The organism is Kaistella flava (ex Peng et al. 2021), from assembly GCF_015191005.1.
In the GTDB taxonomy this organism is placed as follows: domain Bacteria; phylum Bacteroidota; class Bacteroidia; order Flavobacteriales; family Weeksellaceae; genus Kaistella; species Kaistella flava.
This window is the reverse complement of sequence record NZ_CP040442.1, coordinates 2,115,465-2,140,478: the sequence shown is the minus strand read 5'-3', so window position 1 is coordinate 2,140,478 and position 25,014 is coordinate 2,115,465. Positions and strand designations below refer to the sequence as shown.

At 38.5% G+C, this 25,014-nt stretch carries 6 protein-coding genes; 5 read left to right on the top strand and 1 reads right to left on the bottom strand.

Translation table 11 applies throughout. From position 1 onward, the window contains the following. Positions 1–110: 110 nt before the first annotated feature. Complete coding sequence (locus Q73A0000_RS09550) at positions 111–293, bottom strand: hypothetical protein (protein ID WP_193810749.1); 183 nt, start codon at positions 291–293, stop codon at positions 111–113. Positions 294–982: 689 nt separating this feature from the next. On the opposite strand from Q73A0000_RS09550, the gene Q73A0000_RS09545 reads away from it, so the two are divergent. The 5 genes from Q73A0000_RS09545 to Q73A0000_RS09525 all read left to right on the top strand — a co-directional run bounded on the left by Q73A0000_RS09545 (position 983) and on the right by Q73A0000_RS09525 (position 24,904). Next, positions 983–8,104, top strand: coding sequence for a T9SS type A sorting domain-containing protein (locus Q73A0000_RS09545; protein ID WP_193810748.1), 7,122 nt, complete (start codon positions 983–985; stop codon positions 8,102–8,104). Between the two features lie 566 nt (positions 8,105–8,670). After that, positions 8,671–13,518: a choice-of-anchor D domain-containing protein gene (locus Q73A0000_RS09540; protein ID WP_193810747.1), complete on the top strand. Its 4,848-nt coding sequence runs from the start codon at positions 8,671–8,673 to the stop codon at positions 13,516–13,518. Between the two features lie 1,116 nt (positions 13,519–14,634). After that, a complete protein-coding gene (locus tag Q73A0000_RS09535) occupies positions 14,635–21,057 on the top strand; it encodes a T9SS type A sorting domain-containing protein (protein ID WP_193810746.1) in 6,423 nt (2,140 codons plus the stop codon). A 554-nt stretch (positions 21,058–21,611) separates the two neighbouring features. Next, entirely contained in the window at positions 21,612–24,680 is a 3,069-nt protein-coding gene (locus Q73A0000_RS09530) for an Ig-like domain-containing protein (protein WP_193810745.1), read from the top strand. A 38-nt stretch (positions 24,681–24,718) separates the two neighbouring features. Next, positions 24,719–24,904, top strand: a complete 186-nt coding sequence (locus tag Q73A0000_RS09525; RefSeq protein WP_208458771.1) for a T9SS type A sorting domain-containing protein — start codon at positions 24,719–24,721, stop codon at positions 24,902–24,904. Positions 24,905–25,014 lie beyond the last annotated feature (110 nt).

Genomic DNA, 25,014 nt, shown 5'->3' with positions numbered 1-25,014 from the left:
CGGTGGGTTTCTGCATAATTTGTTGATATGTAGGTCTTATCTCTTGAAGATTTTAGAGGATTTTAGCTTTAGCATTATAATAAGAACTGGATCTGTTGATATCTAAAAGTTCACATTATTGCCGGATAGTTTAGAATCTTACTCAAGTAAAATTCTAGATCTATCATAAATCGAACCTTTATAAGTTTTTCTTTTAAGAATATCTTTTCTATCTCCAGCTTGCCAATCTTGGCATAAAGTTCCGCTAAATCAGTGTCTGGAATCTCTTTTTGGGCTTTTTCTTCAAAAATCAATTCTGAGTTTTGAAAAAAAAAGCTCTTGTTTCAGCACAGAGATCTGGTTGGGTTGCAATTTAAATTTCAACGCCAATTGCTGAAGCGTTTTTCTTTCTCTTAAAGCCTTAATTGCTGCCTTGGTTTAAATTTACCATTAAATTTTCTTCTATTTTTTGCCTATTTAAAGTTAATAATTTCAACTTAAATAGTGGTCCAAATTTTCAAGGGTATTATACTTCTCTCGGGAAAATTAATTAGAAAAATAAGGTTTAGTAGAAATATTTCAATAGAATTTTGTTTTTTATGATATTGTAATTATAATTGTTTATTTTCAAATAAAGTTTGGTTTTTTATTAATTATAAACATATATATTTGTACCATAAACACTAATTGATGAATATAATGTATAAACAGAAAGTTTTATATGAATATTCCTCTATCTTTCAATACCCATCCAAATAATTTATCTTCGAAAGTTAGTTGTGTACGAACGATTCTAAAAAGTTTTACTTTTTTCTACGTCATTTCTAGCGTTTATAATTGGAGAGATCAACTGCATAATTTTTTCTTAACGAGCTCTTTAACAAAAGTACGGGGACGTACATGCAAAAACTATATTATTTAGAATATAGAAACTAAATCTATTAGCTTTTAAATGTCCAATCAACTTCATAAGGTTGTAACCCCAAATTTTAAATTTTATATTATGATAAAATCTTTCCTTACTAACTGCGTTTTATTTTTCTGCTTGTCATTTATTTTTACACGCTCTAAGGTGAATGCTCAACAAACCGTTTTTACGGAAACTTTTAATACGCCGGGAACTCCTCAAAGTCCAAATTTTACAACAACAGGACCAATCGGAACTTCGAAATGGGCCGTTACCCGAAGTGGTGGTGATATGGGCGCCAAAATTGATGGCGGAATGTTAACTCTAACCAATGATGCAACCTCGGCGGCGAATGCTCCGGGTTGGGTGATGGCAAGTACATCTACTTCAAATTTCAATTCGCTTTATAAATCTATTTTAAGTCAGAATGTTGGAGTCGTTTCATGGACTTTTAATATGAGACAGATAAGACCAAATCCAAGTGGTTTAGGTGGTGGGAAATTTGGGTCTGCTTTTATTTTGGCAGGAACGCCCGGAACTACTAATAGTTCTGGTAAAGGGTATGCTATTGCATTAGGACAAAATACAACTACAGATCCAATAAGATTAATTACATATAGTAACGGTTTAGCAGCTGGAACTAGTGTGAAAATTACCTCTTCGACGACAGGTTTAAAAGATTTTGGGGCTGAATATACAAGTATTCGTGTGGAATATAATCCAGCAGATAATAAATGGTCCTTATATCTACGAAAAGACAATCAAACTTCATTTAATGATCCTAAGGAGGGAAATTTAGTTTTTCAAGACGAAGTTGTAATCACAGATTTTGTTAATGAACCTTTGACTATGATGGGAGCGTATTGGAACGCAAACAAAGCGAAAAACAGCACTGCATTTTTTGACAATATTTCAGTGAGCGTTGAAACGCCTGAGCTTATCTCATTAGATCCAGATTCTAAAATCGCCAATACTGGTGCATTTACTTTAACTTTAAATGGAGAAGGATTTTTACCATCAAGTAAAGTATATTGGAATGGAGCACTGAGAACTACAACCTATGTTTCCGAAACACAGTTAAAAGCAGCTATTGTGGCAACAGATCTTGCAACTGCGGGCACAAGACAAATTACGGTCGCCAATGGGTCTTTTATTTCGAATGCTTTGCCATTCACAATTGAAACTGCTGGCCTTCCAGTTTTAACCTTATCAGCGACTTCTTTACCTGCTGTTTCTACGGTTACTGGTGCGTTTTCTAATCCAACAAATACATATACTATCAATGGCGCTAATTTAAATGCTGGCGCAACTGTGACTGCTCCTGTAAATTTTGAAATTTCTGTTGATGGAATAAATTACTATTCTTTTTTGACATTGCCCTACACTGAAGGTCAAGGCACACTTACAGGACAACCGATAACTTTACGTGCCCGAATTAAAAATTCTGCTCCTGCAGGAAACTATACTGGAAATATTTCACATGCTTCCCCGAATGCATTAACTAAACTAGTTGCGGTTTCAGGACGCGTATTTGCTGCCGAACCAACTTCAAATGCAACTGGCGTTTCATTTACCAACATAACATCAACTGGATTCAAATTAAATTGGATCGGCGGAAATGGAGCTCAAAGATTAGTACTTATTAAAGAAGCAGCCGCAGTAAGCACACTTCCTTCAGATGGTATTACCTATAATGCAAATGCTGCTTTTGGAACGGGCTCTCAAATTGGAACGGGAAACTTTGTGGCTTATAAAGGAGCTGGAACTTCTGTTCAAATCACAGGTCTGCAGCCAAGCACAGTTTATCATATTTCGATTGTAGAATTTAATGGTCTTCCTGCTACCGAAAATTATCGTTCAGATGGCGCAACTGGAAACACGACTACTTTAAATAGTCCAGCTGGTTTGCAAGTTAAGTTAGCAAATACCTCTTATAAAATAAACTTTGACGATACCGTTGATGGAGTCAATCTTGATACGTTTCAAGGAATTGGAATGTCTAAAATTGTTGAAAGCGGACAGCTGGATTCAAATTCTTGGGCGTTTTCAGGATTCTCAGGTGGAAATATTGCTTTTGCTGGAAACAGTGTAGAAGACAGTAGTTACGAAAATGGTCCTTCCGATGGTGAGGAAGACGATACAGGAATCTATGCGTTTAATGTTGGAAATTCTAATAATCCAAACTACACCTTAGGAATTCAGCCTGGTGGTACTGGAACTTCTGCTGATTTTAATCCAGGATCAATTACTTTAAGAATTCAGAATCAAACTGGCGCAACAATGACAAGCGCTAGTATTGGATACAAAGTATATGTATATAATGATCAAGCAGCTTCTAGTAGAATTCGCTTTAGCTACAGTTCATCTGCAACTGGAACATATACAGATCAGATTATAGCAGATGTTGATTCACCAACTACAGCAGATTTAGCTCCGGGTTGGAAAGCCTATTATAGAGTTGTTACAATTCCGACAGGAAATATAGCTAATAATGCTTACTATTATATTAGATGGTCAGGATCATTAGTTTCAGGAACTGGAGCACAAGATGAATTTGGGATTGATGATATTGAGGTAATTGCCAACCCGACAACAACATTTGCATCTTTTGATGGAATTGCTGAAGATTTCGTTTTGCAAGGAAATGCAAGTTTATCAAATGATTTATCTGTTCAAAATAGATTACTTTTTAATGGTGGTAAATTAGCAATTAAAGAAAAAACTTTAACCATTGCTGGAAAAGTGGAAAATACTATTGCAAATGGTTTAACCGGTGGAGCAACCAGTAAATTGGTTGTAAGAGGAAATCTAAATCCTTTTTTAAGTTTTGATCAGACGACTCCTGGAACAACCAATCTTTTTGACTCTTTCAGTTTAATAGGAGCGACTGCAAATTCAGTTACCGTTCAAGATGGTTTTTCTGTAAACCAACTTTTAAGAGTTGATGAGCAACAAACTTTAAATTTAGGAACAAACATATTATCTGGAAATTTAACTTCTATTCAGAACAATGGAATAATCCGAATACAAAATACAACTGCAACTCCTTTTGCTTCAGGCAAAACTTGGGGAGGTACTGGTATTCTGAACATGAATGCAACTTCTGCAGCTCAAACATTAGTTGCTGGGACTTATAACAATTTAACATTATCATCAACTGCTGGAACAACTGCAGCTGCCGATGTTACTGTGAATGGTAAACTAGATTTGCCAGCCGCAAATGCAAGTTCAACAAAAGGAAGTTTAGATATGGGTGCTTTTACCTTAACGATGGGACCAGATGGAACAAATACAGGAATTGGTGATGTGACTGGAATCATTAGAAGAAATTATTTCACGACAAATAAATTATACACTTTTGGACATCCAAATTCTTCAATTACTTTCCCTCCAGCAGGAACACTTCCTACTTCGATGAGTGCAAAATTGACAATTGGTGTAGCGCCAACTTGGAAAGCAGGAACAATTCTACGCCAATTTGATATTATTCAAACAGGTGCGGTTGGTACAAAAGCCATTATTCGTCAGCATTATTTAGATAGTGAATTAAATAGCAATGTAGAATCTAAATTGGTTTTTTGGGGACATAAGACAACTGTGCCAGTAACTACATTTGATCAAGGACGTTCCAACAATAATACTGACGAAAATTGGGTGGAAATTACTAATGCAGATATTAGTTTGTATTTTGAACCTACATTTGATAAAGTATATATCACCCTGGACGAGTCTGAAGCGAATGTTTTAACGTGGAATGGTTCAGTGAGTACTTCATGGAATTCGATAGCGAACTGGACGCCTAATAATGCTCCAACTGAAGATTCAAAGGTAATTATTCCAATTGTTTCCAGTTCTTCTAATCGATCACCTATCATTGATGTTAATTCAAACGTACAATTGATTATCATTGAAGCAGGCGGAACTGTAAATGTGCCAGCAGATGCTCAGTTAACAGTATCTGGTGGAGCGGGAGCTTGGCAAAACAACGGAACTTTCAATCCTGGAACCGGAACAAGCAAGGTGACATTTAAAAATGCTGATGCTACAATTGCTGGAAACACAAGTTTTAATAATTTAACAATTGCAGCTGGAGCTGGACTTCATGCCTTAGATGGAAATTATATGAGCATCGCTGGTACTTTGACAAATAACGGAACTATGTTTACAACCTTAATTCCAAACACAATAGAATTTAAAGGAACAAATCAAGTAATTCCTACAGTTGGTGGAGACTCATTAGGTGGATATCATAACTTAATAGTTACTGGAACTGGAGCTACAATTGCTTCAACGACTTTAAATGTAAGAGGAAATCTGACCCTAGATCAATTTGTATCTTTTACAGGGAAAACAATCAATTTGGCTGGTGTTTCTGATCAAACAATTGGTGGAACGGCTGCAATTAACTTTAGTAATTTAATTGTAAACAAAGAAGCAGGAGCAGTTATTCTTGCGAAGGATATTGCTGTTGGTGGAACACTAACACTTACAAAAGGAAATGTAGTTATAGGTGACAAAAATTTAACTCTTGGAATTAATCCTGTTGTGGGAACTTTTGGCACAAACACAATGATTGTAGCTGACGGAACTGGTGTAGTACGCAGACCTTTCACAGGGGTCGGAAGTTATTTATTCCCAATTGGAGAATTAGCTGGCGCGCCAAGTTATGCGCCAATTACGGTAAATATAACTGCTGGAACATTTTCTAATGCCTTTGTAGGAGTAAATGCTGAAAACGTAAAACATCCAAACAATAATAGTTCTCAGAATTATTTGAGAAAGTATTGGAATGTAACTCAAACCGGAATTACGGGAGCGGTTGCAACGATTACTGGAAAATACGATGCTTTAGATATTCTTGGAGCAGAAACAGAAATTTCTGCTGCACAGTTAAATGGAACTTTTAACTTAACTACAAATCCTTGGATTAAGTTCGGTGCATTGACTAATAATACTTTGGTTGCAACTAATGCTACCTTAACTAATGGACAGACTTCTTCCTTTACAGGTCTAAAAGCAGGAGATTTTACTCTTGAAGTTTATGGTTATGGAGATTTCTGTATTGGATCTACCCATACAATGGATGCAGTAATTTCTGGTGGAGATGCACCATTTACGTATATGTGGTCAAATGGATTGCCTAACTCAGATGAGGTTGAAATTCCAACAACTACCGTCGGAACAACAAATTATACACTTACTGTTCGCGATGCAAATGGATTTTCGGCAGTGGATAATGTGATTCCAGTTTATATTTTTCCTTCATCTGTTGGAGGAACAGTATCAAATGCTAGTCAACAAATCTGTACGAATTCACTATCTGCTGACTTACAATTAACGGGAAGTGTAGGGAAAGTTTTGCATTGGCAAAAATCTACAGATGCGGATTTTACAACTTTCGAAAATATTTCAAATTTCACAACAACTCTTACTGGATCAGAAATTGGACCTGTAAATGCGACTACTTATATAAGAGCAGTTTTACAAAATGGTGACTGTGATGAGAGTGTTTCGAATATCGCAACGATCACCATTAAAAGTACCACTTGGAATGGAGTATCTTGGAGCAATGGAGAGCCAGATTCTTCAACTTCTGCAATATTTGCTGCAGATTATTCCGAGACATCAAATATAAATGCGTGTACTATTGTTATAAAAAATGGTACTGCAGTTAAAATTCCTGCAGGATTTAATGTGATAGTTGGCACAATAACAGTAGAAAGTGGTGGAAGTTTAATAATAATGAAAGAAGGTCTCTTAACCGTTACAAATGGTATTATAAATAATGCCGGTATCGCCAATTTTGTAGTAGAAAGTGATGCCAATTTGGTGCAGATTAACGATGAAGCTGTAAATTCAGGTGCAATCACTGTAAGGCGAATCGCTAATATCAAGCGTTTAGATTATGTGTATTGGTCGTCACCGGTTAATGGTCAAGTTTTAAAGACTTTCTCACCAGGAACTCTTAATAATAGATTTTTAGAATATAATGAAGGAACCGATTTATTTACTGCGGTGACCAATGTTAACGCCGACTTTGTTCCTGCTAAAGGATACGCTATCCGCGCAAGCAATACCCAATCTAATACTAAGGATAAGTGGACGGGTAATTTTATAGGAACTCCGAATAATGGAGTACAAGAGTTTAAATTAGCCTATTCTTATAGCGCTACAAATCACCCTGATGGTGGTTATAATCTAGTTGGGAACCCGTACCCCTCTAATATCAGCTTTGATGGAGCATCAGGCTTACACACACTCAACAGTGCGGTATTAGAAAACGTTGCCTATTTCTGGACTAATGTAAATGCAAATGTAAGTGGAACAACTTATAAGGATGATAATTATGCAATGCTAAACGGTTCGGGAACAAGGGCTGCCCAAGGTAGTGATGTTAAACCAACTGGAATTATAAAAGTGGGCCAAGGATTTATTGTGAAAGCAAAAACAAACGCTAACGGACAAAACTTAGTTTTTAATAACAGCGTGAGAAGTGCAGATTCCAGTATATTTTTCGATAAAAACACAAAAGAAGGCAAAGACCGATTCTGGTTGAAATTAACAACCCCTAGCAAGGATTTCACTACGGTTCTTGTTGCTTATGTTCCTAATGCAACCAATAATTTTGAATTGAGCTATGATGCTCCTATGTTAAGCATGAGTTCAGATGCAATCTTCTCCATCCTAAATGAGTATAAATTAGGTATACAAGGACGACAGTTTCCCTTGAATACCAACGATATTGTTGCTATCGGAACCAATCATTATACCGCCGGCGATCATGTAATCTCACTTCAGGAGACAGAAGGGGTTTTTGCCAACGGACAAAATATTTATCTCAAAGACAGAGCAAATGGTATTCTCGCTAATCTTTCAGAAAAAGAATATCGTTTTACAGCCAATGCAGGGCTTACCGAAAATCGTTTTGAAATTAGATACCAACCTGAAATTGTTCTTGGAACAGATACTTCTTCAAAAGAGAACTTGATTATCTACCGCGATGGTAATGATTTTGTGGTGAAATCTTCTACCAAAACAATTTCTGATGTAGAAGTTTATGATGTTTCCGGAAGATTGTTGCTCAAGTTAAATCCAAATCATAAAGAAACACGAATCGATGCAAGCAACTTCGTCAACGGAACCTATGTTTTGAAAATCACGTCTGCTTCGCCCAATGATCAGAAAGGAAATGTGGTTACCAAGAAAATTGTAAAGTAGATACGAGGTAGAAAGTAAGATGTAAAAATACCATCTACAAAGTAAGAGGTCAATGTATATTATCAATAAAAAGTCGGACAATTGTTCGGCTTTTTTGTTGTTTAATGCTCGGGTTGAATTTTTAAAGAATAGGTTTCTTTCTCTCTGTTTCTTTTATCTTTGTGCGTGGCTGTTTTTCTTCTGCGCTGATTACTCATCATTTCGAAATTACCTGAGTTCGATCAACATTAATTGGGTAGTTGCTTCAACAAAATTATTTGCAGGTAAAATCTCTTGTACTGGGATTTAACCCGATAATCGAATTAAAGAAATTAAAGACTTCAATGAAAACCTATTTTAAATTTTGACTAAAGCCTAATTTTATACTTCCGTTTTGAAAGCAGGCTAAAGCCGTTCCGTACTGATTTTTTAATAGGTTGAATCGATTTCAAATGATTTCTTTAATCTCTTTTTCATCTGCAGGTTGGCGGTCTTTTTGTCCTTTTCACCCTCTCTGAAATCCCTGAAACAGAGTACTTCTCAAACTGCGTGTTTTTCCTAAATTTGGTATTGAAAACCAAATGATTATGAAAACAATTTTACCTTTTAAAAGAGGGTTTTTCTTTTATGTCTTTTTTGCGTGTCATCTGTTTTTTGCGCAAAGCATTTTTTCAAATCCAATTACCGGCACCAATCCGAATACTGGTAATCCTTATACTGAAGGTCAAACCTTTAATGATAATATTTCTGTTACCGGAATAGGAAGGGGTTTAGGAGTCATTGGTAGTAATGCAAATGACAGGTATAATGCAACTGGCTGGAATTCTGCAGATTTGGATGCAAATGACTATTTCGAATTCATGCTTACGCCCAATTCGAACTTTTCGATTAATTTCTTAAGTTTCGTTTATTCTTCACAAGTATCCGGTACCGGACCGAAAAATTTTGCCATACGTACCAGTCTTGATTCTTTTGGGACTACTATTGCTATACCCTTGGAAACAGGAGGAACTATTAATTTGACTGCTGCTAATTTCCAAAACAGAACAGCCTCCATTACTTTTAGGATCTATGCCTGGGGTGCATCTGCGCCGGGAGGAACTTTCAGTATCAATGATTTCACCTTCAACGGCTCGGTAGTTTCCTCTCTTATTAAGCCTGAGCCTGCCCAGTTTCCAGCAGGTTTTATTGGTGGTACCCTGGCTAATAATGTTATTGCGCTCCAGTGGATCGATTCGGTGTTGGAGCCAATACCTGATGGTTATCTTATTCGATGGAGTGATACTTCTTTTGCAGCAATACCAGACCCTGCCGACGGTATGCCGGTAGCAAACAGCAGTGTTTCCCAAAATGTAGCACAGGGAACAAGAGGTTTTAATGGGTCTGGCTTCAGTCCTGCTACCACTTATTATTTTAAAATCTGGCCTTATACCAATTCGGGAACTGCAATCGATTATAAACTGGGCGGTGCACCACAGGCTTCGGCGACAACCTTAGCAGCACCCTGTAATTATGCAGAAGATTTTTCTAATTCAAATGCCACAAATTCCTACACAACAGGCTCTTTTGTGGGTAATCATCTCATCACCTGGTCTTATACAGAAGCAAGAAATGAAGGGATTTATGGCATTAATGGAAAAGGAATCCTATTTTCTAAAACTACCAGTAAATTAGCCTCGTCTGCTATTGCCAACGGGATTTCAAGTTTTAGCTGTAAGTTGAGGAAAGGTTTCACAGGCGCTGGAAACAGACAAGTGCATCTCTTTATTAATGGAGCAAAGGTGGCGACCTCTCAAGCTTGGGATCATACCGGGGTGGAAACTTTCACCGTCAATAATATTGATATTCCCGGAGTTGTTCTTATAGAAGTTAGGAATGCTGTAAATCAACAGGTCGTTATTGATGATCTTGTCTGGACTTGTTATACAGGATCTGCTTATCCGGATATTATAATCAAAGGAAACGGAAATAATATTCCGGATGGCTCAGACGTGACCGCTGTTTCAAATAATACTGATTTTGGATCTGTCATCTCGGGAGCGGTAGTTTCGAAAACATTTGTTATCGAAAATAAAGGTGGCGGTGACCTTATCTTAGATCATCCTGCCGTCGCTTTGTTGGATGGTTCCCATGGGTTTTCCGTGTCGGCTCAACCAACGGTGAATCCAATGACGGGTTTTACCAACCAGAGTTTTACAGTTTCTTTTAGCAGCACAACGCCAGGAACTTATTCGGAAATCATTTTTATTGGCAGTAATGACCCTAATAAAACAGTATATGTTTTTTCCGTAAAAGCGGTAGTTACTCAGCCTATCATTTTGATCAATACCTTACCACAGAATCTAATATTCTCCGGTTTCGCTTACGATTTTGCGCAGGGGCCATCATCTCCTACACAAAGTTTCAGGGTTGATGGTTCTGACCTTGGTTCCGATCTTACGGTATCTGTATCTGCAGGCTGGGAAATTTCTTCGAATGCCGCCTACGACGGTGGGAATGCTTTCCCTTTTCAGGAAGTCGTTTTTGCTAAAAGCGGAACCAATGGCGTTACTAATAAAGTTATTCACATCCGTTTAAAAAATGGGTTACCTGCAGGTTTTTATTCCGGAACCATTAGCCTGACCTCTCCATCTGCAGTCACCCGATTAGTCGGTGTTTCGGGACAGGTTTTACCGGCAAAAGTAGAAATGAAATTGACAGGCGGTACCACCACGATTAACAAAGGAAGTACCACTCCTTCCGGTCTGAACAGAACCTTGTTTGCTGCCCAAAATTTAGGAAACTCCCAAACGAAAACATATACCATTACCAATAAAGGTGGTGCTAATTTAATTTTGGGAGAAATCAGTTTGACGGGCGCAAATGATATTGATTTTTCGGTGCTTAATGATCCAGCGCCCGGCACTGAACTGGCACAAGGACAATCGGTCGACTTCGATGTTCGGTTTGCACCTACCACTGTTGGTTTAAAAACCGTAACAGTTGTTATTGCCAACAATGATCCTCTTCGCAATCCCTACGATTTCGCTATTGCCGGAAATGCTAATTTTTGTGGTGCTGCTGGGGAGGTGATTATTGCCCAGCAAGGTTTTGAATCGATTCCGCAATTTACAGAACTCACCTATACGGTTAATAATACTGAGATGTATGGTCCTCAAACCGGTTTTATAAGCGGTAAAAGCAGTGCTAATGACAAACCTGCAACCAATAATCTGTATTCAGAAGGTCTGCGCGGGTTCAGGATTCAGGGTGGCAGTGAACCGAATTCTTCACTCAAACCCCTCATCTTTGATTTTGAACCCGTTGATACTTCCATTTATTCCAATATCGAGCTCTATTTTAAGGTGGCGGCGTTTTCTTTAGGAAGTAATACGAACGGAATGGACTCCTTCGATGCCACTGGTACACCAGCGACCAGTGATGCTGATAAAATGGATTTCGTGCTCGTTGAAATAAGTCCGGATAATGGAGCAACCTGGTATCAGCAGGCGAAATTAGTTTCAGATACTGATAATCTCGCCTGGGGTTTTGGCAATGCTGGAAAAATCACAGGGGTTAAAAATTATGCTGCTAATAATCTTTTGACCTATTTTAAAGCCAATGCAGCTCAACAGTATAATGAAGTGTCGATTCAAAATCTGCCGGCAGTTTCTCAGCTGAAAATAAGAATTGCGGTGCAGGATAATGCAGCACATGAATCCTGGATTTTAGATGATATTAGATTGATTAGCACCGGTCTCGTTCCGAAAGTCTGGAATGGTTCTGCATGGTTGCCTTCTCCTCCTGTGAAAACGGATAAGGTAATTATTAACGGAAATTATAACACTGCTGCTTGGGGAGGAAGTCTGCAGGTTTGTCAATGCGAACTTAATAATGCAACCGTAACTGTTTCAAAAGACAGTCCTTTCATTGTTTCTGATCAGCTCTTAAATAATGGACATGTCATTGTAGAAAATGAGGCTTCATTTGTTCAGATTCACGAAATCAATACCAACTCCGGGAATGGAACTTTCACTGTTAAACGCAACTCTAATTTAAAAAGATTAGATTATACTTACTGGGCCTCGCCGGTTTCAGGTCAAAATCTGAAGACCTTTTCCCCGGGAACGATTGATACACGATTTTACACCTATAATGAAGGCGATGATTTGTTTGAAGTTATCAACCCATTAACCAACAGTTTCGGAAACAATCATCTTGGGGTTTTCGAAAGTGCTGCAAAAGGATATGCGATTAGAGCCAACAATAATTATCCGGTTGGAACAGCTTCTGATCCAGCTCCCATGCAAGTCTTTACTGGGATTTTTAAAGGTATCCCGAATAACGGAGAAGTGACCTTCCCGTTGGAATACCAATCGCTTCCCGCGGGCAACGGTTATAATATGATCGGAAACCCGTATGCAAGCAATATTGATTTTTATCAGTTGGCCAACAATAATGCGATGCGCATCAATAAAGTTGCTTATTTCTGGACCAACCTGAATCCCAGTCCGGGCATGCAAGGTAGCACTTACCCAGGAGCTGGTTATTATAATAATTATGCAATACTCAATGGGACAGGTGGAATTCCCGCCACGTTAGGAGCAAATGCCAATATTAAAAGTGCTACACCCACCAAAATTATTAAAGTAGGACAGGGCTTTATAGTGAAAGCGAAACAGAACGGAACCCTCACCTTTAAAAATACCATCCGAACCGTTGGCTCCAGTTCGGTCTTTTTTAATAAAGGAGCTCTGGAAGATAATGACGTGCCGATCAACCGATACTGGCTGCATTTAACCACTCCGTTACAGGTGGTAACTACGACTTTAATTGGCTATGTTGAAGATGCAACCAATGGTTATGATGCTGATTATGATACCGAGTTATTCGGCTTAGGGGTTGATGCGCTCTTTACAACGCTCGGTGATCGGCGATTGGGAATTCAGGGTCGGGAAGAGGTATTGCAACTGACCGATGTCGTAAAAGTAGGAACCAGCCATTACGCAACTGGAAGCTATGTCTTTTCTTTGGGGGAAAGAGAAGGGATTTTTGATAACGGACAACCTGTTTATTTAAAGGACAAACAAACCGGCATCCTCACTAATCTATCAGAAGCCAATTACCGATTTACCGCAAATGAAGGTTTAACAGAGGGCCGGTTTGAAATCGTCTATCACCCGGAAACTTTTCTCACAACAGGTACTTCTCTGAAAGATAACCTCATTGTTTACCGGGACGGAAATGATTTTGTAGTAAAATCTCCAGCTAAAAATATCTCAGCTCTTGAAGTATTTGACGCTTCCGGAAGACTGATGAAGAAACTCACGCCCAACCAAAAAGAAACCCGACTCGATGCAAGCAACTTCCTCAACGGGATCTATGTTTTGAAAATCACTTTCGCTTCACTTGGTGCGCAGAACGGAAGTGTTGTGACCAAGAAAATAACGAAGTAAAAATTATCGTTTGATGCTTGATGTTGGATGATGGGTGTTAACTGCAGTGTGAAAGATCTAAAGTGTCATATCGTTTTATGTTACAACAAAGCCGAATAATTGTTCGGCTTTGTTCGATTGCGAGGTTTTGATTTTCAAGTTTTATCTCTTTAATAAGAGAATCTATGCTTCTTACAATAATCCTGACATTTAAAAAGTAAACATTCCTGACAGCGGATATGATTCTTTTTAATACCATTCGTTTATGTTACCGATCTTCGATTGTGGCCGCAACATTCAAAAAAAGGTTAACTTTCTTTGCGTTTTTAATTGACAGCTGAGGTGTTTTCGGTATTTAATATCCTATTCTGATTGTAGGGCTCTCGTCTTTTCTCCTTTAGTACTCTTTCTAATGATTTCTCATTTGTTTAAAATATAAACATTAATAATTTCTTATGTTAATATTTTACTTAATTAATCCTTGGTTATGTTGCGGAATACCTATTTATTTTATATGTTTTTTAGCGATATTCTATTTTTATTTCTTATAGGTCGTTGATTGGAGAATTAGTAATGCTTTTTTTAAAGAAATATAGATTAATAGGGGTGTTGTAAAGTGCTTGTTAGCAGTATTCTACTAATTGTTTTTAATTAATTGGTTTATTTATTAATTTCATTTTTTTTTATATAAATTTGTAGCGTTTTTAAATGACCAATTGGTCAAATAAAAATTATAAACACCTGTGAATAGAAAATGATGAAAAAATTACTTTTACTACTTTTGTTTTTTCCGCGGCCGGAGCTGTCTGAGAAAAAATATTCCAAAAAGAATCAAGCCGATTTACTCCCTTCTCTTTTCAAAAGCCCATTTCTTTCTCTGATGTTACCTGAATAAAAAGGTATTCAGGAGCAACTCCATGGTGTCAGAGTGATTCAAATCGTTTGAATCAAAATTACCGTGGACTGCATTTACGGATTGGGCTATAGCCCCTGGTTTCTGAAGTTCTTTTTAGAAACTCCGTTGGAGGCCAACCGATGATACTCCTCGCCACTTGTGGATTATTTAGTTAAAAGTAGATTTAAATAATAGTGCGGGAATCATTAAATATTATATTAAAAAAAAGCAATAAACGCAATATGAATCAAAATTACTTTACATTTAAAAATAGCTGGATACTCCTGCTGCTTTTTATCTCTTCTTTTTCTTCTGGTGCGACTTATTATTCCAGAGCCAGCGGCAACTGGGATGCAAGAGCAACGTGGTCGACAACATCTGGCGGAGGACAAGTTGGAACTGGGGTTTTCCCTAAAACAGGTGATACAGTTATTATCGAAAGAGGATATACTGTTACTGTAAACGTAACAAATGCTGCTTGTGGTAGTTTGCAATTGGGAGGCACAGCAACAAACAACGGAGGGATACTTACTTTTTCGGGAACCAGTTCTGCTCTTACGGTTTCTGGAGATATACGGTTGGGCGCAGCGGGAAATGTGAATCGTACCGGGAAAATTACTTTTGCTGGAACGACACCAGTACTTACAGCTGGAAGTTTAATTCTTGGGAATTCAGGTGCTACTCCTGCTTCAGGAACGGTTACTATGTCCGCTGGATCAATTCTAAATGTTGGTTCTTTAACTGTAAATACGGTAACTGGAAATACTTGGACTCCAAGTACGGGAACAGTTGTTATGACGGCAAACAATACTTTGCCTACTACTATATTTACTTTGTTTAATAATTTAAGTGTAAGCGGTGGAACAACTACAACAACGGCAAATTTAGTAATTGGTGGTAATCTGGATGTAGGTGATGGAGCAAGTTTTACTACGGGAAATAATTTTACTCTTGGAGTTACAGGAACTACAGGAGTTATAGGCACATTAGTCCTTGGTGGAACTGGTACAAAAACATTTACAGGAAACGTTACCATCGATACAAGTGGTACTTGGAATGAGATTGGAAATGCAGCAATCAATTACGCAGGTAATTTAACTAATAATAATGTTTTTACTACTAATTCTGGACTTCACACTTTTTCTGGTACAGGAAAAATAATTAGTGGTTCAGCTGAAATTGCTATACCTAATGTGACGATTGGCGTAACTACAACAAATAGTGGTACACTTACAATAAATACTGCATTATCCGGTGCAGGAACATTAACAAATGCTGCTACAGGAATTTTAAATATTGGCGGAACTTCAGGAATTACTACTCTTACCGCAACTGCTGCGGGAAATACCGTTAATTATAACGGAGCTGCTCAAACCGTAAAAGCTACAGGTTACAGCAACCTTACGTTGTCTGGTTCAGGGACTAAAACATTTGGAGCAAATACCGCTGTTAATGGAAACTGGTCTATGTTGTCAGGTGTTGTTGCTAACTTAGGTACTGGTTTTACACATAGTGCAGCGACTCTTACACTAGGAGGTGCGGGCACGATAAATGGTTCGTGGGGAGGAACTGGTTATGGAGGTAATATAAATACTACTTATTTCACTAATGCGACAGGGAAAATTAGTGTAGGGACTGCTTCTTGTACCGCGGGAGCTTGGACAGGTTATACCAGTACTGATTGGAATACTGCATCAAACTGGTGTAGCGGAGCTGTGCCAACTGCAGGAACTAATGTAGTTATCCCAGCAGGAGTATCGCATATGCCTACCATTACTAATGTAAATGCTGTTGCTAATAATGTAACGATTAATGATGACGCTACTTTAACATTGAGCAATTCTGCTACCAGCTTCTTAAATATTAAAGGAGATTTTATAAATAATGGCATATTAACAGCAGGGTTGCTTTCTACAGTGACTTTCGATGGTACTGCGGCAGCATCAGTGATTGGAGGGACTAAAACGAGTGCTTTCGGGAACTTGGCTATTAATAGAAGTACTGGAAATTCAACGGTTACTAATAGTAGTAACGCTTTTTCTGTAACCGGTAATTTAACGGTAACGAAAGGGGATTTAGTATTATCTAACACAGTCGACAGTTATCTATTTGGTGGCAATCTTATGGTTGCGACAGAAGGTATTCTTACGCATAATGTTTCCTGGGATGGTTACGGTAGACAAATAGTTGTCAGTGGCAATCTGGATATTAGTGGTGCTTATGTAAATAGTGGAGCGATCACTGCTAAATATCCAAAACCACGTTCGCACTTAGGAATGAACGGTGTTGATAAAACCATAAACACAGGGACGTCTGCTTTAAGTATTTTAACACTCACGAATACAAGTGGCAGTATATTGGCAAATGGTACCATGACTGTGAACGATAATTTCTGGTCTTCTTTTAATATGGATGGTGGAACATTTGTTATACCAGTAAATTCTACTGTAAATGCAAATGATGCTGTTTTTAATTCTGGAGGAACCTTATTAATCAATGGAGGAACTTTGAATGTTAAAGGTACATTGTATGCAGGTTTCGGTGAAAAAAATGGTACAGTGAATTTTTCTTCTGGTGTGCTTAATGCAGATGGTTTGAATGTTGGTTTCGGTTCGCTTGTCGGGACATTTAACCACACAGGTGGTATCGCAAATATAGGAGAGTTTATCATAACCAATGCAAGTACATATACATGTACAGGAACACCAATTATTAATATTTCTGGAAATTGGAACAATAGTAAAACTTTTACAGCGGGGAATAGTAAGGTGAATTTTGTAGGAACTGCGGCTCAAACTATTGATGGTATTTTATCCGGAGCTAATGGAAAGTTTTTTAATTTAACTTTTAACGGAGCGGGGGCGACAAATAATGCGCCAATTGACGTGGCAGGAACCCTTACCATGACCAAAGGTATTTTAAATGCATCAGCTGCGAATTTTGTAAATATAACCAATACTGCTGTCACTGGTGCTACAGGAGGTAGTGCGACTTCTTTTGTAAATGGACCTGTAAAATGGGCAACTACATTGGCTAACGCGTATGCTTTTCCAGTGGGTAAAGGGGCTAATTATTTGCCTTTTATTTTAAAGAATACAACTGCTCCAACAGTTGGTGCAACCGTAACCGCAGAAGCCTTCAGTGCCGATAGTGCAGGAAAAGCTGATTTGTCATCTGTTTCAGCGCTAAGTACCACAGAATATTGGTCGATTGTTACTGCAGGAACTTTTTCCAATAGCTCTGTTTCTTTAAGTCGACCAACAGCGATATCGCCACTGGATATTGTGGCGGGAAGTATCGCTGCAAATGGAACGTACGCCTCTTTAGGCGGAACTCCTGGCGGGAATGGGATAAATAATTCAGCGGCATTTGGAAATAATAGATTTTTTGCTTTTGGAAGACAAAAGCAAAAAATTGCTACAGGTTCGATAACGGGCTTTCCATTTTGTGCAGGTTCATCTGTGTCGGTACCGTTTACCATTGTTGGAACCTTTGATTCTGGAAATATTTTTACGGCTCAATTATCTAATGCTTCAGGAAGTTTTACTACGCCAGTAAGTATCGGGACGTTAACACAAACATCAGCCGGAACAATCTCAGCCACTATTCCTGCGCGAACCTTAGCGGGAACAAAATATAGAATTCGTGTTGTAAGTAGTAATCCTATTGTGACAGGTAGTGATAATGGGATTGATTTAACGATAAATAATGTTCCAACCATAGCAGTGATATCAGCACCAGCAGCATTGTGTTCAGGCGGATCATTGAATCCTACAGCACCTACAGTAACGGCTAATGGCTCAACAGTAACATCACAGGGATGGCAAATAGAAACAGCGGTTGGCAGTGGTGTTTTTGGAGCGCTTACAGTTCCTTACACTGTTGCTTTTGCAGATAACGGAAAGAAAATCCGATACATTGCTACTAATGGTTGTGGAACGACCAACGGAAATGAGGTTACTTTAACGGTAAATAATGTTCCAACCATAGCAACTATATCGGCACCAGCAGCATTGTGTTCAGGCGGATCATTGAATCCTACAGCACCTACAGTAACGGCTAATGGTTCAACAGTAACATCACAGGGATGGCAAATAGAAACAGCGGTTGGCAGTGGCGTTTTTGGAGCGTTTACAGTTCCTTACACTATTGCTTTTGCAGATAACGGAAAGAAAATCCGATACATTGCTACTAATAGTTGTGGAACGACCAACGGAAATCAGGTTACTTTGACGGTAAATAATGTTCCAACCATAGCAGTGATATCAGCACCAGCAGCATTGTGTTCAGGCGGATCATTGAATCCTACAGCACCTACAGTAACGGCTAATGGTTCAACAGTAACATCACAGGGATGGCAAATAGAAACAGCGGTTGGCAGTGGCGTTTTTGGAGCGCTTACAGTTCCTTACATTATTGCTTTTGCAGATAACGGAAAGAAAATCCGATACATTGCTACTAATGGTTGTGGAACGACCAACGGAAATGAGGTTACTTTGAAGGTGAATAATGTTCCAACTATAGCAGCTATATCGGCACCAGCAGCATTGTGTTCAGGCGGATCATTGAGTCCTACAGCACCTACCTTAACTGCTAATGGCTCAACAGTAACATCACAGGGATGGCAAATAGAAACAACGGTTGGCACTGGCGTTTTTGGAGCGCTTACAGTTCCTTACACTATTGCTTTTGCAGATAACGGAAAGAAAATTCGATACGTTGCTACTAATGGTTGTGGAACGACCAACGGAAATGAGGTTACTTTGGCGGTAAATCCTAATTTACCAGTAAGTGTTATTATTTCAGCAAATCCTGGAACAACCATTTGCTCTGGCACTTCAGTAACCTTTACCGCGACTCCTACAAACGGTGGAACAGCACCTGCTTATCAGTGGAAAGTGAACGGGACAGATATGCCAGGAGCTACCTCTTCTACTTACACCACAACAACATTAGCAGATGGCGCGAAAGTAACAGTGGTAATGACTTCTAAGGCGAGTCCATGTTCAATCGGTTCACCCTCGACTTCGGAGCCGATTACAATGACCTTAAATGATGGTGCGCCTACGACCTATAATGGTGGAATAAACTGGAGTAACGGATTGCCAGATAGTACTAAAAAAGTAATTTTCGCCGCAGATTATAGTACTGAAGATGGAGAAAGCCTTACTGCTTGTAGCTGTCAGGTAAATACGGGAGTAACTTTAACAGTAATTCCAAAGTCTGCCGTTACCATTCAAAATGACATCATCAATAACGGAAAAATTCTTGTTCAAAGTGATGGTGATTTAATTCAGGTTAATGATCAGGATTCGAATTCTGGTACGGGTATATTCACCGTAGAACGAATTTCCCCTATGAAACGTTTAGACTATACCTATTGGAGTTCTCCAGTAAAAGGGCAGATATTTCAAAAGTTTTCACCCTCTACGGTTTCTACAAGATTCTTAGAGTATCATGAAAACGATGATATCTTTTATCCTGTAACTTGGACAAAAGAATTTGAGATTGCCAAAGGCTATGCAATTAGGGCTCCTAATAATTTTACTGATGCACGTAAAGACTTTATAGGACCCTTTATTGGTGCTCCAAATAACGGTGTACAGAATTTCTCACTGGCTTCGAGTCATACTGATGGTGGTTATAATTTAGTCGGAAACCCTTATGCTTCTAATATTGATTTTGAAAAATTGTACAGTTTAAATAGTGATAAAATTGATAAAATAGCTTATTTCTGGACCAATATAAATCTAACTCCACCAGTGCAGCAAGGTTCCGCTTATAGCGGTAATAATTATGCCATCTTCAGTGGAACAGGAGGTGTTGGGGCTGCATCATCAGTAGGTGGTGAATCAATTGAGCCTACGCAATTTATAAAAGTAGGTCAGGGCTTTATTATTAAAGCAAAATCAACAGCTAATGCTCAACTATTGGTATTTAATAATTCAATAAGAAGTGATAGTAATGACAGTAACTTCTTCAGCAAAGGAAATGCGTCAGCTAAAGACCGTTATTGGCTTAAGTTAACTACACCTGCTTTGAATGTGAATACCATATTAATAGGGTACGTGCCCCATGCAACCAATAGTTTTGAGTTAGATTACGATGCGCCTTTAATGACCATAGGATCAGATTCATTTTACAGTATTTTAGATCAGAATAGGTTAGGGATTCAGGGAAGACAATATCCCCTCAATACCTTAGATGTAGTACAACTGGGAAGTAATCAGTACGAATCTGGTAACTACACCATCAGTCTGGACAAAAAAGAAGGAATTTTTGCTAATGGACAAAATATTTATCTGAAAGATCATCAAGCAGGAACCCTTACCAATATTTCCGAAGGTAGTTATACTTTTGCAGCCAATGCAGGTTTAACCGATGGCCGATTTGAGATCGTCTATCAAAACAATCTGGTATTAGAAACTGGAAGTACGACCAAGGATCCTCTGATTGTTTACCGCGACGGAAATGATTTCATTGTGAAATCTTCCACCAAAGTAATTTCTGAAGTAGAAGTGTACGATACTTCCGGAAGATTGCTGCTTAAGGTGAAACCTGATCATAAAGAAACCCGAATCGAAGCAAGCAACTTGGTCAACGGAATCTATGTTTTGAAAATCAAACGGGATGGAAGTGTGGTTACCAAGAAAATCATGAGATAGCAATTAGATGCTGGATGTTGGATGACGGGTGTTGACTTGTGCTTTCTGAAATTCAGCATATCATATCGTTATCATATTACTAAAAAGCCGAACAAATGTTCGGCTTTTTGGTGTTTTAGAAGTTGGTAGATACCCTTGATTTCTTTACCCTCAATCACCCAAAAACTCCAAATTCAATCCTTCAGTTGGTTACTTACCATCGGTCACTGAGTGAAGCCGAAGTGAAGTGCGGTCACTAACTATCGGTCACCGATCGACGGTCACTGAGCGAAGTCGAAGTGACTCTTCATCATGGAATATCGCTTAATTACACAATACTTTGCAAGTAAAACCCTGTAGTCTGTCACTGAGCTAAGTCGAAGTGTGGTCACTGAGCGAAGTCGAAGTGTGGTCACTGAGCGAAGTCGAAGTGCAGTCATCTACCGTAAAACATCCAATGCATAATAAAATAAATAAGTATTTGGTAATGATAATCGATTATTGTTTTTTATTTTCTTAGTTTTACATCCTATATGAACTTTTTCATTGTTCATAATGTAATTAAATTAAATATAATGAAAAAAATACTACTGGTTTTTCTACTGATGCCGCTTTATTTCTGGTCTCAAACCAATACGCTGGTGAAATGGTATGGAGCAATATTGGCTGATAAACAAACGGTCACGAGTACGGTGATAGAAGATAAAATTACAGCGGAAGCAAAAGTGTCTAAGATTTCGATTGCGCAGTCCGGAAATTCAAATGATCCCTTTTACAACTTGACTGGCTGGCCGACCCCTCCTACAGATGGTCACACACCTGCTGCTTTAGATCTAACAAAATATATGCAGTTTACGGTTACCCCCCAAGTAGGCTATAAAATATCAAATATTAAATTTAATTTTAAGGCACGGGCAGCCAGTAGTGACGGGAATCAATATATGGAGGTAAGATCTTCTACGGATGGTGTTAGTTTTACAAATGTTTTACAACCGTCTACGCATCTGCCTGCAAGCTCTGTTTACGGAACTTATAGTTTATCAGCACCTGCCGTTAGTTCCGGACAGACGCTCTATATTAGAATTTATGTTTATAATACCTATCAGGCTTTTCAAATTAAGCATGATGCAACGGGAGTCGATTGCGCTACTATTACAGGTGATGTGAGTTTAATGACTCCTAAAGTACCTGTTGCTAATAATGACTTAGCCGGAATGTTGCAAAATGATCCAAATCCTGATACGATTGATATTCTCGCAAATGATGAGTACCGTTATTTTGGTCCGCTGACTTCAATCAATGTGGTGCAGCAACCGCAACATGGTACCGTAACTGTAAATGGAGTGCAAAACGTTAAATATGCGCCAACTGCTGGTTATACGGGTTATGATAGTTTTACTTATACCCTCACCAATGCAACGGGCCCCTCTGCTCCAGCAAAGGTAGAGTTGCAGGTGATCCCATACACGGGTACTCACACCGCTTTGGTTAATTGGAATAAGAGTGATTTCACCGCCACGTCCAGCTCCACGGGTACGTCTGGAGGAAAGCTTACTGTAGTTGGCGGGAATCTAAAACTCACCACTTCGGGTACTAATTTTCATGTAGCGGGAAGGTTTCCTTCAGTTCAGGATTTCGATTCCTCTTTTGATCCCAGTGAATATCTGACAATGAGCATCAATGATGTCAATGGAAATAAAATTGATTATCTTCAATCATTTAAGATGAAGTACAAGAGTACCGGAAACGGAAATATAACCGTACGGTATTCTAAATCTCAGGACTTTTCAGGAGTAGTAAATACCTTATTTGATAATCAGTCAATTACAAGTGATTTTTTGGAGACAACAAAGGATTTCCCAGAAGGCACAGTATTGTATCCCGGAGAAAGTCTCTATCTGCGAATTTATATTTTTGATACGTACCAAAATACTTTTGATATTGATTTCGCTGCGGGAGGTCCCACCATTTCTGGAGTGTCAGCTGTAATAGCACCAGCGGTCTGTCAGACTTCAGCGATAGCTTCTTTTGATCCAGTCGTTTGTTATAATACGGCTATTCCAACGGTTACGATCGCAACAATTAATGCAATAGGTATTGGGTCACCTGTAGGTTTGCCAGCAGGAGTAACCGCAACGTGGTTAAACAATACTGTTATTTCTATCAGTGGAATTCCTACGGAGTCAGGAACCTTCAATTACACGATCCCGGTAACAAATGCCTGCGGACCATTTAACGCAACAGGAACAATAACAGTGGGTGCAGTTGCTACCTATAATGGTGCATCATGGGTGGGTAATAAAGCTCCAAATGATAACGGTATTGATGCAGTAATAATTGCAGGTAATTATAGTACAGCATCAGGTAGTTTCTCAGCCTGCAGTTGTACCGTAAATAAGGATGCTACTCTTACGATTGCACCGGGTACCTACGCATTAGTGACTAATAATTTAATCAATAAAGGAAAAGTGATTGTTGAAAATGATGGTGATTTTGTTCAGGTTAACAATGTCGAGAATTCAGATGACAACGGGGTCTTCGAGGTAAGAAGGAATGCCCATATGAAACGATTAGATTACACCTATTGGTCTTCTCCCGTAGAGAATCAAAATCTAAAAGACTTCTCACCAGGAACAGTTCTAACTAGATTTTTAACATATAATGAATGGGATGACCTTTTTACCCCAATATTTGCTGGAACAAATCCTCCAACTGCAACTACCACTTTTGCACCAGCGAAGGGATATGCAGTTCGTGCAAAAAATAACCAGAGTTCTCCAGGTGCTACCGATTGGGTAGGTAAGTTTACAGGAAAACCAAATAATGGTACCATTCCTTATGCCTTGGAGAAATCGGTGTCAGGAAATGGTTTTAATCTCGTGGGAAATCCATATCCATCCAATATTAATTTAGTCGGCGCTAATGGATTATTTACATTGAATACCGGATTAACAGATGGAAACGCTTATTTCTGGACCAATGTAAATCTGTATGAAAATCAGACTGAATCTTATAATGGTAATAATTATGCTATTTTTAATTCAGCAGGTTCAACCCCTGCTCAGAATAGCATTATAAAACCGACAGGGGTTGTAAAAGTTGGGCAAGGGTTTATCGTTAAAGCGATTGAAGAGGGTACTTTAGTATTTAATAATGCGATGAGAGATGAAACAAATGCAAGTATCTTCTTTAGAGAATCGCAACCAAAAGATCGATTCTGGTTGAAGGTAACTGCGCCAAGTCATGATTTTAATACCATGCTTATTGCTTATGTACCGCATGCAACCAATGGATTTGATTTGAATTATGATGCTCCTATAATGGGGATGAGTTCAAATGCTTTTTACTCGATACTGGGTAATGATAAATTAGGTATCCACGGCAGACAACATCCTCTTAATCCTGCTGATGTTGTTCCACTGGGAAGCAATCATTATGTTGCTGGTGACTATGTAATTTCACTTCATGAAATAGAAGGAGTTTTTGCCAATGGCCAAAATATTTATCTCAAAGACAGGGAAACAGGAATGCATACGAACCTATCCGAAAAGGCGTATCGTTTACAGCAAATGAAGGACTTACTGAGAATCGTTTTGAAATCAGATACCACCCGGAAACTGTTCTTGGAACATCTGCTTCTTTAAAAGAGAACCTGATCGTTTACCGTGACGGAAATGATTTCGTGGTGAAATCTCCCACCAAAACAATTTCTGAAGTAGAACTATATGACGCTTCCGGAAGACTACTGCTCAAGTTAAAACCAAATCATAAAGAAACCCGAATCGACACAAGCAACTTCGTCAACGGAACCTATGTTTTGAAAATTAAACAGGACGGAAATGTGGTTACCAAGAAGATCATTAGATAGAAAACGATGTACAATGTAAAAAGTAGAATGTAAAAATCTTACTCAATAATAAAGCCGGACAATTGTTCGGCTTTTTTCGATGTGAGGGTTTCGTTCTGCAGCGTTCTTCT